At 63.2% G+C, this 15,070-nt stretch carries 15 protein-coding genes and 1 tRNA gene; 11 read left to right on the top strand and 5 right to left on the bottom strand.

Annotated features, from left to right (window positions below; all coding sequences use genetic code 11):
* Nucleotides 1-39: 39 nt before the first annotated feature.
* Nucleotides 40-957, bottom strand: a complete 918-nt coding sequence (locus tag CLU87_RS10535) for a folate-binding protein YgfZ (RefSeq protein ID WP_056744427.1) — start codon at nucleotides 955-957, stop codon at nucleotides 40-42.
* 45 nt (nucleotides 958-1,002) lie between these two features.
* Here CLU87_RS10535 and mltG point away from each other — a divergent pair, with 45 nt between their 5' ends.
* The 6 genes from mltG (at nucleotide 1,003) to CLU87_RS10505 (ending at nucleotide 5,611) form a co-directional block, all read left to right on the top strand.
* Nucleotides 1,003-1,989, top strand: coding sequence for an endolytic transglycosylase MltG (mltG, locus tag CLU87_RS10530; RefSeq protein ID WP_304529003.1), 987 nt, complete (start codon nucleotides 1,003-1,005; stop codon nucleotides 1,987-1,989).
* A 24-nt stretch (nucleotides 1,990-2,013) separates the two neighbouring features.
* Nucleotides 2,014-2,691, top strand: coding sequence for a dTMP kinase (gene tmk, locus CLU87_RS10525; RefSeq protein WP_099730425.1), 678 nt, complete (start codon nucleotides 2,014-2,016; stop codon nucleotides 2,689-2,691).
* Nucleotides 2,688-3,695, top strand: a complete 1,008-nt coding sequence (locus tag CLU87_RS10520; RefSeq protein ID WP_099730424.1) for a DNA polymerase III subunit delta' — start codon at nucleotides 2,688-2,690, stop codon at nucleotides 3,693-3,695. Before tmk ends, CLU87_RS10520 begins: the two co-directional genes overlap by 4 nt.
* Before the next feature lie 15 nt (nucleotides 3,696-3,710).
* Entirely contained in the window at nucleotides 3,711-4,070 is a 360-nt protein-coding gene (locus tag CLU87_RS10515) for a PilZ domain-containing protein (RefSeq protein WP_015013859.1), read from the top strand.
* Nucleotides 4,071-4,133: 63 nt separating this feature from the next.
* Nucleotides 4,134-4,940 (top strand): TatD family hydrolase, encoded by an 807-nt coding sequence (locus CLU87_RS10510; protein ID WP_056744435.1) that lies wholly within the window; start codon nucleotides 4,134-4,136, stop codon nucleotides 4,938-4,940.
* Nucleotides 4,937-5,611, top strand: coding sequence for an ankyrin repeat domain-containing protein (locus CLU87_RS10505; protein WP_099730423.1), 675 nt, complete (start codon nucleotides 4,937-4,939; stop codon nucleotides 5,609-5,611). The genes CLU87_RS10510 and CLU87_RS10505 overlap by 4 nt, the downstream gene beginning before the upstream one ends.
* Before the next feature lie 91 nt (nucleotides 5,612-5,702).
* On the opposite strand, the gene msbA is transcribed toward CLU87_RS10505, so the two are convergent.
* The gene (gene msbA, locus CLU87_RS10500; protein WP_099730422.1) at nucleotides 5,703-7,505 is read right to left on the bottom strand and encodes a lipid A export permease/ATP-binding protein MsbA; all 1,803 of its coding nucleotides are present in this window, start codon (nucleotides 7,503-7,505) and stop codon (nucleotides 5,703-5,705) included.
* Nucleotides 7,506-7,645: 140 nt separating this feature from the next.
* On the opposite strand from msbA, the gene tolB reads away from it, so the two are divergent.
* The 5 genes from tolB to CLU87_RS10475 all read left to right on the top strand — a co-directional run bounded on the left by tolB (nucleotide 7,646) and on the right by CLU87_RS10475 (nucleotide 11,288).
* Entirely contained in the window at nucleotides 7,646-8,965 is a 1,320-nt protein-coding gene (gene tolB / locus CLU87_RS10495; protein ID WP_099730421.1) for a Tol-Pal system beta propeller repeat protein TolB, read from the top strand.
* A 44-nt stretch (nucleotides 8,966-9,009) separates the two neighbouring features.
* A complete protein-coding gene (pal, locus tag CLU87_RS10490) occupies nucleotides 9,010-9,552 on the top strand; it encodes a peptidoglycan-associated lipoprotein Pal (protein WP_099730420.1) in 543 nt (180 codons plus the stop codon).
* Nucleotides 9,552-10,343, top strand: coding sequence for a tol-pal system protein YbgF (gene ybgF, locus CLU87_RS10485; protein ID WP_099730419.1), 792 nt, complete (start codon nucleotides 9,552-9,554; stop codon nucleotides 10,341-10,343). Before pal ends, ybgF begins: the two co-directional genes overlap by 1 nt.
* Entirely contained in the window at nucleotides 10,343-11,170 is an 828-nt protein-coding gene (locus CLU87_RS10480; RefSeq protein WP_233194288.1) for a ThiF family adenylyltransferase, read from the top strand. The genes ybgF and CLU87_RS10480 overlap by 1 nt, the downstream gene beginning before the upstream one ends.
* Before the next feature lie 42 nt (nucleotides 11,171-11,212).
* Nucleotides 11,213-11,288, top strand: a tRNA-Lys gene (locus CLU87_RS10475).
* A gap of 27 nt (nucleotides 11,289-11,315) precedes the next feature.
* Here the strand turns inward: CLU87_RS10475 and CLU87_RS10470 are convergent.
* The 3 genes from CLU87_RS10470 to CLU87_RS10460 form a co-directional block, all read right to left on the bottom strand.
* The gene (locus tag CLU87_RS10470; RefSeq protein WP_099730418.1) at nucleotides 11,316-12,377 is read right to left on the bottom strand and encodes a site-specific integrase; all 1,062 of its coding nucleotides are present in this window, start codon (nucleotides 12,375-12,377) and stop codon (nucleotides 11,316-11,318) included.
* Nucleotides 12,378-12,591: 214 nt separating this feature from the next.
* Complete coding sequence (locus tag CLU87_RS10465) at nucleotides 12,592-13,920, bottom strand: replication initiation factor (RefSeq protein ID WP_143227271.1); 1,329 nt, start codon at nucleotides 13,918-13,920, stop codon at nucleotides 12,592-12,594.
* A gap of 104 nt (nucleotides 13,921-14,024) precedes the next feature.
* Nucleotides 14,025-14,921, bottom strand: coding sequence for a hypothetical protein (locus tag CLU87_RS10460; RefSeq protein WP_099730416.1), 897 nt, complete (start codon nucleotides 14,919-14,921; stop codon nucleotides 14,025-14,027).
* Between the last annotated feature and the right edge of the window lie 149 nt (nucleotides 14,922-15,070).

Genomic DNA, 15,070 nt, shown 5'->3' with positions numbered 1-15,070 from the left:
ACTCGGGCATGTTGGACTAGCGCCTGTGCCCGATTTGGCTCAAATATCGTCCAGCAGCGGGTAGGGCAGGGGCAGCAGCGACAGCGCCACGCCGCCTTCTGCGCCCACTTGCAGAGAGCCCTCTTGGGCGGCGCTGATCTGTAGCGACACGATGCTGTCAAACCCGCCGCCCGGCGCAGCGGCCACCTGCACCACGGTGCCGCAGGGTTGTTCGAGGTCGCTGGTGCTGAACACCTCGGCGCCCACCGCCACCTCGGCTGCTGCATGGGCAATGTAGGCGCGGCGCTTGAGCGTGCCACGGAACTGGCTGCGCGCCACCACTTCCTGGCCGGGGTAGCAGCCCTTCTTGAAGTTCACGCCGCCCACCGATTCGTAGTTGAGCATCTGGGGCACAAAGGCTTCGACCACCGGCGTGGTCAGCGTGGCGACACCGCTGATGACTTCGCTCCAGAGCCACAGCGTGGCATCCAGCGCAGGGCCTGCGGGCGCGGGCTCTGTGGCGGGGGCTAACCAGAGGGCGCGCGGGGTGCCATCGGCGGGGTACAGGTGCACCACGGTGGCGGCACCCACATCGGCCTTGGTCCAGGCGGGCTGGGCGCTGCCAGCTACGGAGTTGATAGCGTCTCCGGCAACGCCATAGAGGGCGATGTCGGCGGTGGCATCGGTCAGCTTGGCCTTGGCGCGCAGCACAAACATCGACAGGCGTTTGAGCGTGGCGGGCAGCAGGTCGCGGCTGCAGACCAGCAGCACCTCGCTGGCGCTGCGCTTGAAGCCGATGAAGCTGGCCTGCATGCGGCCCTTGGCCGACAAGAAGGCCGCGAGGCGGGCCTGGTCCATGCCGAGCAGGGCGAAATCCTGGGTGAGCTGGCCGTGCAGAAACTTGGCGGCGTCTTCGCCTTCCACGCGAATCACGCCGAGGTGGGACAAGGGGGCTATGCCATTCAAGGGGTAGGTCATCGCTGAATTATGATGCCCTGATTCATACATATTGGTAGCAGGGTTGTGCGACGTTTACTGGCTTTGATCGTGTTGGTGGGGATCGCACTGGGCGGCGCTGCGTATTGGTGGCTGCACCAGCCGCTCGACGTGGGCCCCGAGCCGCTGGAGCTGGCCATCGAGCCCGGCACCACGCCGCGCGGCGTGGCCCGCGATGTGGTGGCGGCCGGGGTGAAGACGGACGCGCGCCTGCTCTACGCCTGGTTCCGTGTCTCGGGGCAAGACCGCGCCATCAAGGCGGGCAACTACGAAATCCCGCCCGGCACCACGCCCATCAGCTTGCTGCAAAAGCTGGCCCGGGGCGAAGAGGCCTTGCGCGCACTCACCCTGGTCGAAGGCTGGAACTGGCGCCAGGTGCGCCAGGCGCTGGCCAAGGAGGAGCAGATCAAACACGATGCTGCCGCCTTGACCGACGAGGTGCTGATGGCCCAGCTGGGCCGCCCCGGCGTGGCGCCCGAGGGGCGGTTCTTCCCGGACACCTACACCTACGCCAAAGGCTCCAGCGACATCGCCTTGCTGCGCCGGGCTATGCACGCCATGGACCGCCATCTGGAGGCGGCCTGGGCTCAGCGCGCGGCCGACACCCCGCTCAAGTCGGCGGACGAGGCGCTGACGCTGGCCAGCATTGTCGAAAAGGAAACTGGCAAGGCCAGCGACCGGGGCCAGATTGCAGGCGTGTTCGTCAACCGCCTGCGGGTGGGCATGTTGCTGCAGACCGACCCCACGGTGATCTATGGCCTGGGCGAAAAGTTTGACGGCAACCTGCGCAAGCGCGACCTGCAGACCGACACCCCCTGGAACACCTACACCCGCCCCGGCTTGCCGCCCACTCCCATCGCCATGCCCGGCAAGGCTTCGCTGCTGGCCGCCGTGCAGCCGCAGGCCACGCGCGCGCTCTACTTTGTGGCCAAGGGCGACGGCACCAGCCATTTCAGTGCCTCGCTGGAGGAGCACAACCGCGCCGTCAACCGCTACCAACGCGGGCAGCAGTAAACAGTTTCTTGAACCAAGGCGCCCATGTCACGACCCGGTCTGTTCATCACGTTTGAAGGCATCGACGGTGCGGGCAAGTCCTCGCACATCGAAGGCCTGGCCGCGGCCTTCCGCACCCAGGGCCGTACTGTCACCGTGAGCCGCGAGCCCGGTGGCACGCCGCTGGCCGAAAAGCTGCGCGAGATGGTCCTGAACGACCCGATGGATGCGCTCACCGAGTCCTTGCTGATCTTTGCGGCCCGCCGCGACCATCTGCGCAACGTGATCGAGCCCGCGCTGTCCCGTGGCGACGTGGTGCTGTGCGACCGGTTCACCGACGCCACCTTTGCCTACCAGGGCGCGGGGCGGGGCTTCGATCTGGGTGTGCTATCAACTTTAGAGCGCCTGGCGCAGACGGGACTAGCGCCTGAGACCAGTTTGATGCGTGAACCCGACCTGACGGTGTGGTTTGACCTGGCGCCCGAGGTGGCGGCCGAGCGGCTGGCCGGTGCGCGTGTGCCTGACCGCTTCGAGGCCCAACCGGTCGAGTTCTTCCGCCGCGTCGCCCAGGGCTATGCAGACCGCGCAGCCGCTGCACCGCAGCGGTTTGCGCGTCTGGATGCGGCGCAGGACCGCCACCGCGTGTGGCAGCAGCTCACCAGCGTGTTTGTGCGCAAGGGCTGGCTTGCCATCATGGTGGCTACGCAGGGAGGGGCGCAATGAGCGAGACCGCCGTGGCCCTGGCGCCCTGGATCGCTGCGCAGCGCACCAGCCTGCTGGCCCAGCGCGGCCACGCGTGGCTGTTGCAGGGGCCGTCGGGTCTGGGGCAATACACCCTGGGGCTGGAAATGGTGCGCGCGTGGCTGTGCGATGCGCCGACAGAGCAGGGCGCCTGCGGCCACTGCGGCAGCTGCCACGCCATCGACGTGCGCACCCATGCCGACCTGTGCGTGCTGATGCCCGAGGTGCAGATGATGGCGCTGGGCTGGCCTCTGTCGGAAAAGGCCCAGGCCGACATTGACGACAAAAAGCGCAAGCCCAGCCGCGAGATCCGCGTGGAGGCCATGCGCGATGCGGTGGAGTTTTCGCAGCGCACCTCGGCGCGTGGCAAAGGCAAGGCCGTGCTGGTTTACCCCGCCGAGCAGATGAACCATGTCACGGCCAACGCGCTGCTCAAGACGCTGGAAGAACCGCCGGGCGACGTGCGTTTTGTGCTGGCCAGCGAGGCTGCGCACCAGCTGCTGCCCACCATCCGCAGCCGCTGCCTGGGCCACACCATGGTCTGGCCTGTGGAGGCCGACAGCCTGGCCTGGTTGCAGGCCCAGGGCGTGGCCCGGGATGCGGCAGTGTCGTTTCTGCGCGCGGCAGGCGGGCGGCCCGAGGATGCCCTGGCGCTGGCCCAGTCCGGCCGCAGCCCGCAAGCCTGGTCTGCCTTGCCGCAGGCGGTGGCACGGGGCGATGTGACGGCGCTGGGCGACTGGGCCCCGGCCCAGGTGATCGACGCGCTGCAAAAGCTCTGCCACGACCTGCTGGCCGCCAGCGTGGGCGCCGCGCCGCGCTACTTTGCGCAGGCCGACCTGCCCAAGACGCCGCCACTGGGTGCGCTCACACGCTGGTCTCGCGCACTGTCCAAGGCGGCGCGCACGGCAGACCACCCGTTCAATGGCGGGCTCATGCTGGAGGCGCTTGTCGCCCAGGCGCGAAACACCCTACACTCCAGACACTAAGCCGCACACCCACCCATGAGCAGTCCATCCACCGCGCCCCGTCCCAGCGTCATGCAGCTGGCTATCAAGGAAAAGGCCGCTCTCTACGCTGCCTACATTCCTTTTTTTGCCGAAGGCGGCATCTTCGTGCCCACCCAGCGCGACTACAAGCTGGGCGACGATGTGTATGTGCTGCTGACCCTGCCCGACGACACGCAGCGCTACCCCGTGGCAGGCCGCGTGGCCTGGGTGACACCGGCCCGTGCTGCAGGCAACCGCACCCAGGGCGTGGGCATCCAGTTCCCCAAGGACGAAAAATCCCGCCAGCTCAAGGCCAAGATCGAGGAATTGCTGGGAACTGCGCTGGGCTCCGACCGTCCTACCCAGACGATCTGACCGCGCCACCGCCGCCCCCGTGCCGACCCGCGCTGGCTGGTCGGCTTTTTTGTTTTTCATCACATGTTCACTGATTCGCACTGCCACCTCAACTTCCCGGAACTGGTCAGCCAGCTGCCCGCCATCCGCCAGGCCATGGCCGAGGCGCAGGTCACCCGGGCCCTGTGCATTTGCACCACCATGGAAGAGTTCGAGGGCGTGCACGCCCTGGCCCTGGCCCATGACAACTTTTGGAGCACGGTGGGCGTGCACCCCGACAACGAGGGCGTGACCGAGCCCAGCGTGCAGGATCTGCTGGACCGCGCGGCGCTGCCCCGCGTGGTGGCGATTGGCGAGACCGGCCTGGACTACTACGGCATGGAAGATCGCAAGGGCGGGCGCAGCATTGCCGACCTGGAGTGGCAGCGCGACCGCTTCCGCACCCACATCCGCGCGGCGCGCGCCTGTGGCAAGCCCCTCATCATCCACACGCGCAGTGCCTCCGACGACACGCTGGCCATCCTGCAGGAAGAGGGCGAGGATGGCGCAGGCAATCTGGCGGGCGGCGTTTTCCACTGCTTTACCGAATCGATGCAGGTTGCGCGGGCCGCGCTGGATCGGGGCTACTACATCTCGTTCTCGGGCATCGTCACCTTCAAGAGCGCGCAGGAGCTGCGCGACGTGGTGGCCTTTGTGCCGCTGGACCGCATGCTCATCGAGACCGACAGCCCCTACCTGGCCCCGGTGCCCTACCGTGGCAAGACCAACAATCCATCGTATGTGCCCCATGTGGCCCGGCAGGTGGCCGAGACCAAGGGCCTCACGCTGGAGGTGGTGGCGGAGGCCACCAGCCGCAATTTCGACCGCTTGTTCCCTGAGGTGATGGCATGAGCCTGCAACGACGTTCTGCTTTGGCCGCCGTGGCGTTGGGCCTGGTGTCAGTCCGGGCCTGGGCCGGTGCCTATGAAGATTTTTTTGTGGCCGTCCTGCGCGATGACGGTGATGCAATCACTGCGCTGCTGCGCCGGGGGTTTGATCCGAACACCCGTGATCCCAAGGGGCAGGTGGGGCTCATGATTGCCCTGCAAAACGGCGCGAACAAGGCCGTTGCTGCGTTGCTGGCATCCCGTCGGCTGAATGTGGAGGCCCGCAATGCCAAGGACGAAAGCCCGTTGATGATGGCTGCCATCAAGGGCAACGTGGAGGCCGTCAAGGCGCTCATCGCGCGCGATGCCGATGTCAACAAGACGGGGTGGACACCATTGCACTACGCCGCGTCGGCAGGTTCGCCGCAGCATGCCGTGATCATTTCATTGCTGCTGGAAAACCACGCCTACATCGATGCAGCATCGCCCAACGGCACCACGCCGCTGATGATGTCGGCGCATTACGGCTCTACCGAGGCGGTGCAACTGCTGCTGGACGAAGGTGCCGATCCCACGCTCAAGAACCAGCTGGGCTTGACCGCCGCCGATTTCGCCTTGCGTGTGAGCCGTACCGAGTCTGCAGAAAGAATCGCCGTGGCCATCCGCCGCCGCCAGCCCAACCGGGGCAAGTGGTAACCACAGCAGGCGACGGCAGCACGCTGGTGCAAGGCGGAGCACGGCGGCTGCATTGAAGCCATCGGCGGCCACCCTGGTGGGCCGTGCGTGCTTATTCGGCGATGGCCCCTGTGCCCGACGCGGCGCGTGTCTGCAGCCGCGCATACAGCCCACCCTGCGCCATCAGCTCGCTGTGGGTGCCTTGCTCGGCGATGCGCCCGCGCTCCATCACCACCACGCGGTCGGCATGCTCGATGGTGGACAGCCGGTGTGCAATGACCAGGGTCGTGCGGCCCTGCATCAGGCGCTGTAGGGCCTCTTGCACCAGGCGTTCCGATTCGGTGTCCAGGGCAGACGTCGCCTCGTCCAGGATGAGGATGGGAGCGTCCTTGTACAGGGCCCGTGCAATGGCCAGCCGCTGACGCTGCCCACCGGACAACTGCGTAGCGTTGTGCCCCACCACCGTGTGGATGCCCTGTGGCAGACCGGCCACGTGCTCAGCGAGATTGGCGGCAGCGAGGCATTCCAGCACGCGGGTTTCGTTCACGGCCTGGCCCAGCGCCACATTGGTGGCGATGGTGTCATTGAACATCACCACGTCTTGGCTCACCATGGCAAATTGCGACCGGAGGGAGGGCAGGTCCCAGTCCGGCAAGGCATGCCCGTCGACCGCGATGGTGCCCGCCGAAGGCATGACAAAACGCGGGAGCAGGTTGACCAGCGTGGTCTTGCCGGCGCCAGAGGGCCCCACCAGTGCCACGATCTCGCCCGGGGCCACCTGCAGGCTGACCCCATCCAAGGCGGGGGCGTGGTCGGCGCCAAACGATACGGTGACGTTGCTCAGCGTGAGCGCGCCTTGCACGCGGTCCTTGCGGTAGGTGCCGCCGGTTTCCGCGCCGGTGTCGCCCAGCAGCCCCAGGCCGCGCTCCAAGGCGGCGACACCCCGGGTCACGGGGCTGGCTACATCCGCCAGGCGCCGGATCGGCGCGATCAGCATCAGCATGGCCGTAATGAACGACACAAACCCGCCCACGGTCACGTCCTTCGTATCGACCGCACCCCGGCTCTGCCAGAGCGCAATGCAGATCACCACCGACAGCGCAGCGGCGGCCAGCAACTGGGTCAGCGGTGTCATGGCTGCGGAGGCGATGGTGGACTTGATAGCCAGGCGGCGCAGGCTGCGGCTCAGGTCGGCAAAACGCTGCGCCTGCCCGCCTTGCGCGCCATGCAGGCGCACCATACGATGCGCCAGCACGTTTTCTTCGACCACATAGGCCAGTTCATCCGTGGCCTGCTGGCTGCTCTTGGTCAGGTGGTACAGCCGCCGCGACAGGGTCTTCATGATCCAGGCGACCCCCGGAACGACGACGGCAACAATCAGTGTGAGCTGCCAGTTGAGGTACAGCAAATAGACCAGCAGCGCGACCAGCGTGAAGCCATCGCGCGACAGGCCGAGCAGTGCCTGCACCAGCAACGTGGCACCGGTCTGCACTTCATAGACCACGGTGTTGGAGAGGGCGCTGGCCGACTGGCGCGCAAACAATCCCATTTCTGCGGCCAGAACACGATCAAACAGCGCCTGACGCAGTGTCAGCATGCCTTCATTGGCGATGCGCGCCAGTGCATATTGACCCACAAACTGGGCTACGCCGCGGACGAAGAAAACCCCCAGAATTGCCAGGGGCACCATCCACAGCTGCAAGGTGCCTTGGGTAAAGCCCTTGTCCAGCAGCGGCTGCAGCAGGGCAGGGATCAGGGGTTCGGTGATTGCACCCACCAAGGTTGCAACAATGGCCAGACTCCAGGCCATTCGCTGGTCGCCAAAGTACACCGACAGCCGCCTCAGGCGCGCCATCAAGGTTGTGGGGGGAGTAGGGGCTGTGGCGGGCTTGGTGCCCGTGTCGGTGGCTTGCATGTCGCCCGGATTCTACGTTTGTGCCATGCGCAGCCTGTCCGGCACGGTGTGTCGCGCACAGTTTGTCACAGGGGGCTCGCCGCTGTGTGTAACATTCGGGTTTGCCCTTTCGGCACTTGTTCGGCCACTGCTGGATGCCAATGACCACAGATCGAATCTCCCAACTCCCATCTTCCGCAGCTCCGCTGCTTCCCCTGCGCCGCCAGTTGCTGGCCGCACTCATCGCCTCACCATCCATTCCAGCGCTTGCTCAGTTCCGTGTGGAGGTCACCGGCGTTGGGCTGACCCAATTGCCCATCGCCATTGCGCCGTTCCGGGGCGAGGCGCAATCGCCCCAAAAAATTGCGTCCATCGTTCAGGCCGACCTGGAGCGAAGCGGGCAGTTCCGCGCCATTGACGCCTCCGGCGCAGCGCTGGACGAAACCGCGCGGCCAGACGTCGCACTGTGGCGCCAGAAAAGTGCGGATTCGCTGGCCACTGGCAGCGTCACGCGTTTGGCCGATGGGCGTTTTGATGTGCGGTTTCGTCTGTGGGATGTGGTCAAGGGCCAAGACCTGGGCGGACAGAGTTTTGTGGTCACGCAGGGCGACCTGCGCCTGGTGTCGCACCGCATCGCCGACTTCATTTACGAAAAGCTCACGGGTGAGCGCGGTATCTTCTCGACGCGCATTGCCTATGTGACCAAAACCGGCCCCCGTTACAGCCTTTGGGTCGCGGATGCCGACGGCGAGAACGCCCAGTCCGCACTGTCCAGCCCAGAGCCCATCATCTCGCCTGCATGGTCGCCCAACGGGGGGCAACTGGCCTATGTGTCGTTCGAGTCGCGCAAGCCGGTGGTCTATGTGCACGATGTGGCCACAGGTCGCAGGCGCCTGATCGCGAACTTCCGTGGCTCCAACAGTGCGCCAGCTTGGGCGCCGGATGGCCGTACGCTGGCAGTCACGTTGAGCCGCGATGGCGGCTCGCAGCTGTACACCATTGATGCCAACGGCGGCGAGCCGCGCCGCCTGATGCAAAGCGCCGGCATCGATACCGAACCCGTGTTCTCGGGCGACGGCCGCAGCATTTTCTTTGTGAGCGACCGGGGCGGTGCCCCGCAAATCTACAAGGTGGGTGCGTCCGGTGGCAATGCGGAGCGCGTGACCTTCACCGGCACTTACAACATCTCGCCCAGCGTGAGTCCCGACGGTCGCTGGCTGGCCTACATCTCCCGCGTGGGTGGTGCATTCAAGCTGCACGTGATGGACCTGTCCACGGGCACTGTCAATGCAGTGACTGACACGACGGCCGATGAAAATCCCAGCTTTGCACCCAACAGCCGGCTCATTGTTTACGCCACCCAACAGCAGGGCCGTGAAGCCCTCATGACCACCACCCTGGACGGCAAGATCAAGGCGCGTCTCGCCGGTCAGGCGGGCGACATTCGCGAGCCGGACTGGGGCCCGTTCCAAAAGCAATGAACTTATCTGCACTTTCAGTTATCAAGCCTTCAGGAGAAATTTGGATGATGAAACGTATTACCCTTGCCCTCACCGTTGCCGCTCTCGTGGCGGGCTGCAGCTCTGGCGTGAAGCTGGATGATGTGCCGGTCGAAGACAAAAATGCCACCTCCACCATGGGTGGAGCCAACAACGGTGCCAACTCCGGCAATACCTCGCAGAGCGGCGTGGCGGGCGTGGACCTCGGCCAGTCCGGCCGCGACGGTGCTGGCCCCGTGGGGGTCGCGCGCGTCGTGTACTTTGATTACGACAGCTACGTGATCAAACCCGAGTTCCAGTCGCTGATTGAAGCGCATTCCCGCTTCATCAAAGCGGCCCCCAACCGCAAGGTCATGATCGAAGGCCACACGGATGACCGTGGTGGCCGCGAGTACAACCTGGCACTGGGCCAGAAGCGCGCAGAAGCAGTGCGCCGTTCGCTGGGCTTGCTGGGCGTGCCTGACAGCCAGGTCGAGGCCGTGAGTTTTGGCAAGGAAAAGCCTGCAGCCCAAGGCGCTACCGAAGATGCACGCGCCCAGAACCGCCGCGCTGAACTGTCGTACCGTTAATGACATCCGCTGCACCGGTTTTCTCGTTGCGGGCGCTGGCCACGGCGGCATTGCTCGCCGTGTCGCTGTCTTCTGCCCATGCCGCCATCTTCGAAGACGGCGAAGCGCGACGGGCTATCCTGGAGATGCGACAGCGCGTTGATGGTCTGCAGTTGTCTCAGCAGCGTTCTGCCGAAGAGGTGCGCAAGCTGGGCGAAGAAAACGCTCAGCTTCGCCGCAGTCTGCTGGATTTGCAGACGCAGATCGAGACCTTGCGTGCCGAGCAGGCCAAACTCAATGGCCAGAACGAGCAGCTGTTGCGCGATGTCGGTGAACTGCAGCGTCGGCAGAAAGACATCGCGCAGGGTGTGGATGAGCGATTGCGGCAGTTTGAGCCCATCAAGGTCAATGTGGATGGCCGCGATTTCCAGGCAGATCCTGCCGAAAAGCGGGATTTTGAGGCGGCTCTGGCTGTCTTTCGCTCCGGCAAATTCCCTGATGCAAGTGTCGCTTTCGCTGGCTTTGTGCGGCAGTATCCGCGCAGCGGCTACGTGCCCTCTGCGCGTTTCTGGTTGGGAAATGCCCAGTACGCTACGCGTGAGTACAAGGAAGCCATCGGCAATTTCAAGCAAATGCTGACCGACGCCCCCACGCACGCCCGTGCGCCCGAGGCAGCGCTGTCCATCGCCAATTGCCAGATTGAGCTCAAAGACACACGCACCGCGCGCAAGACACTGGAAGACCTCATCCGGGCTTATCCGCAGTCTGAGGCCGCTGTGGCCGCTAAAGAACGCCTGTCGCGGCTCAAGTGATGGCGGGTGATGTGGCTTTTGCCTGGCAGGCTGCGCCAGATGGTGGTGCGGAGCACGCTTCGGAGCGCCGCTTTGGTGGGCTTCAGCGGCTCTACGGAGTGCAGGGCGCAGCCAGAATTCGCTCCGCGCACGTGGCCGTGGTTGGTATTGGTGGAGTCGGGTCGTGGGCCGCAGAGGCCCTGGCGCGCAGCGGCGTCGCGCAAATTACCCTGATCGACTTGGACCATGTGGCTGAATCCAACATCAACCGACAGATCCATGCGCTCACCGATACGGTGGGACAGGCCAAGGTTTTGGCAATGCGTGATCGCATCGCACAAATCCACCCGGACTGCATCGTTCATTGCGTGGAGGAGTTTGTGGAGCCTGGAAACTGGCCGGCCTTGCTGCAAACGCCCGTAGACGCTCTCATTGATGCCTGTGACCAGATCAAAGCCAAAACTGCACTGTCCATATGGGCGCAGGCCCATGGGGTGCTGCACGTCACCGTGGGTGCAGCAGGGGGCAAGCGGCATGCGCACAAGGTGGATGTGGATGATCTCGCACTGACCACCCATGACCCGCTGTTGGCCCAAATGCGCTATCAGCTGCGCAAACACCACGGCGCACCGCGGGAGGGCAAGAAGATCGGGGTTACCTGCGTTTTCAGCCGTGAGGCCGTAGCCCCGCCAGATGCTTCCTGCAATATCGATGGCGATGGTTCTTTGAACTGCCACGGCTACGGCTCGGTGGTCGCTGTGACCGCGACCTTCGGCCAATGTGCCGCAGGCTGGGTGCTCGATAAACTTGCAACCAATTCCAAATCGGCTGGAAAAAAGACGCTATAATTCAAGGCTTTGCAGCAATCGACACGATAGCTGCAATCCGTCGGGACGTTAGCTCAGTTGGTAGAGCAGCGGACTTTTAATCCGTTGGTCACAAGTTCGAATCTTGTACGTCCTACCAGAGATATCAAGGGCTTAGCCGAAGAGGCTAGGCCCTTTTCTCTTTGGGCCGTGACGAAAACGTGACAAGGTTCACCACGTTCTCATCCCGCAGGCGCTGAATCCGACTGGCTGCAACCGCCAGATGTTCCGTGGCGTACTTCGCATAACGGTCCACCATCACCCGAGATTTCCAGCCGCCCAAGTCCTTGAGCTCATCGCAAGACGTTCCCGCTTGCCGATGCCATGAGGCCCACGTGTGCCGCAGGTCATGGAACCGAAAATCCTGAATGCCAGCAGTCGCCAGCGCCGCATGCCATGCTGAGTTCGTCAACTCCCACGCAATCGCCTTGCCCTGGTAGGTAAAACAAAAGCGTGGATGCTGGCCCAGCAGTTCTTCCAAGACTTCTATCGCATCTTCATTCAAGGGCACTCCCCGTGGCGTGCCGTTCTTCGTGTGATTGAGCCAGGCAGTACCCCGGCTCAGGTCCACGCGATTCCACTCAAGGCCTTTGATCTCGGACGCTCGGCACCCCGTTGCCAGGGCAAACCGCACCAGGGCCGCCAGATGAGGCGGGCATGCACGAATCAACCGATCCGCTTCTTCCCGCGTCAACCACCGATCCCGCTCGACCTCTCCAGGCAGCAGGCGGATTTTCGGCATGGTGTCGATCCACTGCCATTCGTCGCGGGCCATCCGAAGAAGGCTGCGTACCGTGGCGAGATAGCGGTTCACCGTGGCGGGTTTGTTGCCCTTCTTGAGCTCGCCCTGAACGATGCTCCAGATCAGATCACCATTGATCTGTCTGAGTGAAGCATCGCCCAGGTAGCGGTCCAGGTGGCGGCAAATCCGTTGCACATCCGAAAAACTCTTCAGCGTCCTTTTGAGTTCAAGGTACCGAATCACAGCCTCTTGCCAGGTGCGTTCCGGTTTGATCCCAAAGTGGGCTTCCCGGTACGCATCCAGCTTGAGTTTGGCTAAATACGCTTCCGCGTCGGCTCGGTCGGCAGTCCCAGAGCTTTGGCGTATGCGCTTGCCGTTGGGGAGCGTTGCATTGATCCACCAGTGGCCGGAGTCTGGCCGCTTGTAGACACCTTCATTACGGGCCATATCTGTTTCTCCTTTCCGGCCCGCCTTCGCTCGCCCTTATGGTCTTCGAGCCAGGCATCGAGGTCAACCCTGTCGTACACGCAACGCCGTCCAAAATGCAAACTAGGCACGTCCAGTTGCGCCAGGAGCGTGACGCCAATACCGAGATAGGCTGCGGCCTGTTCTTTGGACAGACAGCGGGCCGCAGGCAAGGGCAGGCCGGTTTCTTCCATGGTCAGCCTCGTGACTGGCGTTCGTATTCGTTGCGCTGGTAGGGCTCAGGCGCAGGCGGCAACGCTGGATTCATGCGCGTGTTGTAAAGACGTGTGAGGGCCTCGACTTTCTCGCGAAAAAACTGTTCGTCGCCAACCCCACTTAAGCCGCCGCCGTTCTGCTTGCCTAGGACGTCGTAAGCGTGCTTCTTGGCCTCAAGCGCCGCCGCATCGAAGTCTGTGATCCCTGTGATCGCACCGATGGAGGCATAAGCGGAGAGCGTGCGAGCACCGAGCCATGCGAGGGAAGGGGCCCGCAGCGCCTGGTAGCTGCGTAGCAACGGGCCACCTTGCGTGCCCCAATCTACCGACGACACAGCCATCCATAGGGGATGGATAGGCCAGCGGCTGCGGGTGTTGTCCGCTTCTGTGGGGAGGCACAGACGCAGCCAATCAGTGGTGGCATAGCTCCAAAGGCCTGCACGGTTTTCCATCACAGAGCCCAGGGTGTCCAAGTCCAGTTGGACCAGGACCTCGCGCTTGAATTGGAACTCAAGCCGCCATACGGGCATTTCCTGATCCCATCCAGCTCGCGCCCAGAGGTCGAGCAGGTATTCCTTCCCGCTTTTCTTGCACTCCAGGAGCTTGTGATACAGCCGCGCCATGAGAGCGCCACCGGCGCCGATGGTCCAGCCGGTGAAAGTCTTGTCTTCCGCGTACTGGTTGACGGCACAAGCCCGGGTGACCCAGGCTTCTCGGCTCCACCCTTCCATGCTTAGATCGCACGCGAAATCGAGGTACAGATCGACTCGGCTGACCTTTGGAGCGTGGACCTCTCCTAACTGGCGCAGCAGGTCCCGTAACTCCGATTCAATCTCCATCGGTCCCTTGTGGCTCAAGAGTTGGCTGGAGACCTGGACGTAGGCCATGGGCAACTGCTTGGACTTGCCAGCGCCCAGGCGGATCATGTACGAGCCATCCACCAGGGTGAACGCGAACAGGCCGGAGCTTTTGTCTTTGACCTCGAAGACATGGGAGCCCAACTGCAATTGGGCTTTGGCAGCTTCATGGTCTGGCCCTTGGGCTATGGATTTGAGGTGGCGCAGTTGAGAAACGCGATCCGGCGAGAGGACGCCAGGGTAAGAGAGGTACAAACTATCCACGCCCCATCGCAGGGGTTGATAGATGAATTTGCTGTTATCAGGTGCTGTGTTACTAGGCGCCGCACCTGCAATACCTTCCGCATCGGATTCGCCGGTGCGCGCTCCGCGCGCCCCCATCGAATCCGACGCGGCCGGGTGTTGGGTTTGTGGGCGCTTCGTGGCCTTGCCAGCAGAGTTTCGCTTCGACATGGATTCAATCCTTTATCCGCGCCAGGCATGCCACGTTGGCTTCCTGGAACGGTTATGGATTGAATACACGACGAGCCATCAAGGCGACGCCGTGAAAAAGGTTTTTAGGGGGTGGACAAGTCCAAACCTCGACGTTGAAAGGCGCGATATTCCGCCAGACGCTTGGACATGTTCTTCACGTCATCGATGCGGTTAGCGTGGGCATCTAGCCCGGCCTGGGTGCAGAGGTCCAACAGTTCACTGTGCTTCATCCTGTCCAGCACGCCAATCTGGTCCAACAGGGAGAAGGCCAGGTACAAAGCTTTGTGTCGAATTTTCCCCTTGTAGGGAGGCCTGGACATGTGTGCCATGACAAGCTCGATAAATTCGCGTTGGCCTTCCGAATTCGCCGCTGCAAAGCGATCGCTGAAGTAGGGCAGGGCGTGCAGGATACGTTTGTCGATCTGGACGGCCTTTGCAAACGCTTTGTCGTCTCCCGCCTTGGCTTGTGCCACCAAGGCGGTTAGCTTTTCTCCATGCACCATGATCGACAACGACTGATAAAAGCCCGCCAGCATACCCATGAGAAAGCGCTGGGCAAACTCCGTGGCCTGCTGCCGGTCTTCGTCGCACATCGCCATAAGCTGTGCTTCGGCACGCTTTTGTGCGGCTGGCGTCTTAGGTAGCTCGATGGCGTCTATTCCGTCGCCAAGGTTGCTGATGTACTCGAGCAATAACTGCCCGCGTTCGTCGGGAGAACAGAGCTCTAACTCGGCGTTGAGCTCTTCGATCTGCTCGATTGACAAAAAGGCCCTAAGCAAGACAGCGCCGATTGCGCGTTCATCTTCGTACAGTCCCGGATAGTTACCTATGTTGAGGTTTTTGATCCACTGCGTAAAGACAGGAGGGAAGCGTATGTAGCCATCCTCTGATTCGATGTATCTAAGAAGCCAGAGCCAGTCAGGGGCCATCAATTGGATGAGCCGAGCGGAGGAGGTGGTGTCAACAACAAGCTGCATCATTGGAATGATCGCTCATGTCTCAGTTCGCCATCAGAAGCCAGAGTGCGCGTCCAACAGCTGTCGTTTTTCGCCCAAGCTCGCCCGCCTACTCCGCTCCTCATTGATAGGGCGAGCTCTGTCTGCAAGGTTAGACTCCCTGAAGCGACCTG

The organism is Acidovorax sp. 59 (assembly GCF_002754175.1).
GTDB lineage: Bacteria > Pseudomonadota > Gammaproteobacteria > Burkholderiales > Burkholderiaceae_C > Acidovorax > Acidovorax delafieldii.
The sequence above is the reverse complement of the archived record's forward strand: the minus strand, read 5'-3'. Positions and strand labels throughout refer to the sequence as shown.

What these genes read in the sequence shown, in the direction of transcription:
- tmk (WP_099730425.1), top strand. Translation starts at nt 2,014, where the DNA reads ATGTCACGACCCGGTCTGTTCATCACGTTTGAAGGCATCGACGGTGCG.
- CLU87_RS10480 (WP_233194288.1), top strand. Translation starts at nt 10,343, where the DNA reads ATGGCGGGTGATGTGGCTTTTGCCTGGCAGGCTGCGCCAGATGGTGGT.
- CLU87_RS10535 (WP_056744427.1), bottom strand. Translation starts at nt 957, where the DNA reads ATGACCTACCCCTTGAATGGCATAGCCCCCTTGTCCCACCTCGGCGTG.
- CLU87_RS10515 (WP_015013859.1), top strand. Translation starts at nt 3,711, where the DNA reads ATGAGCAGTCCATCCACCGCGCCCCGTCCCAGCGTCATGCAGCTGGCT.
- CLU87_RS10520 (WP_099730424.1), top strand. Translation starts at nt 2,688, where the DNA reads ATGAGCGAGACCGCCGTGGCCCTGGCGCCCTGGATCGCTGCGCAGCGC.
- ybgF (WP_099730419.1), top strand. Translation starts at nt 9,552, where the DNA reads ATGACATCCGCTGCACCGGTTTTCTCGTTGCGGGCGCTGGCCACGGCG.
- CLU87_RS10465 (WP_143227271.1), bottom strand. Translation starts at nt 13,920, where the DNA reads ATGTCGAAGCGAAACTCTGCTGGCAAGGCCACGAAGCGCCCACAAACC.
- CLU87_RS10510 (WP_056744435.1), top strand. Translation starts at nt 4,134, where the DNA reads ATGTTCACTGATTCGCACTGCCACCTCAACTTCCCGGAACTGGTCAGC.
- pal (WP_099730420.1), top strand. Translation starts at nt 9,010, where the DNA reads ATGATGAAACGTATTACCCTTGCCCTCACCGTTGCCGCTCTCGTGGCG.
- CLU87_RS10460 (WP_099730416.1), bottom strand. Translation starts at nt 14,921, where the DNA reads ATGATGCAGCTTGTTGTTGACACCACCTCCTCCGCTCGGCTCATCCAA.
- tolB (WP_099730421.1), top strand. Translation starts at nt 7,646, where the DNA reads ATGACCACAGATCGAATCTCCCAACTCCCATCTTCCGCAGCTCCGCTG.
- CLU87_RS10470 (WP_099730418.1), bottom strand. Translation starts at nt 12,377, where the DNA reads ATGGCCCGTAATGAAGGTGTCTACAAGCGGCCAGACTCCGGCCACTGG.
- CLU87_RS10505 (WP_099730423.1), top strand. Translation starts at nt 4,937, where the DNA reads ATGAGCCTGCAACGACGTTCTGCTTTGGCCGCCGTGGCGTTGGGCCTG.
- msbA (WP_099730422.1), bottom strand. Translation starts at nt 7,505, where the DNA reads ATGCAAGCCACCGACACGGGCACCAAGCCCGCCACAGCCCCTACTCCC.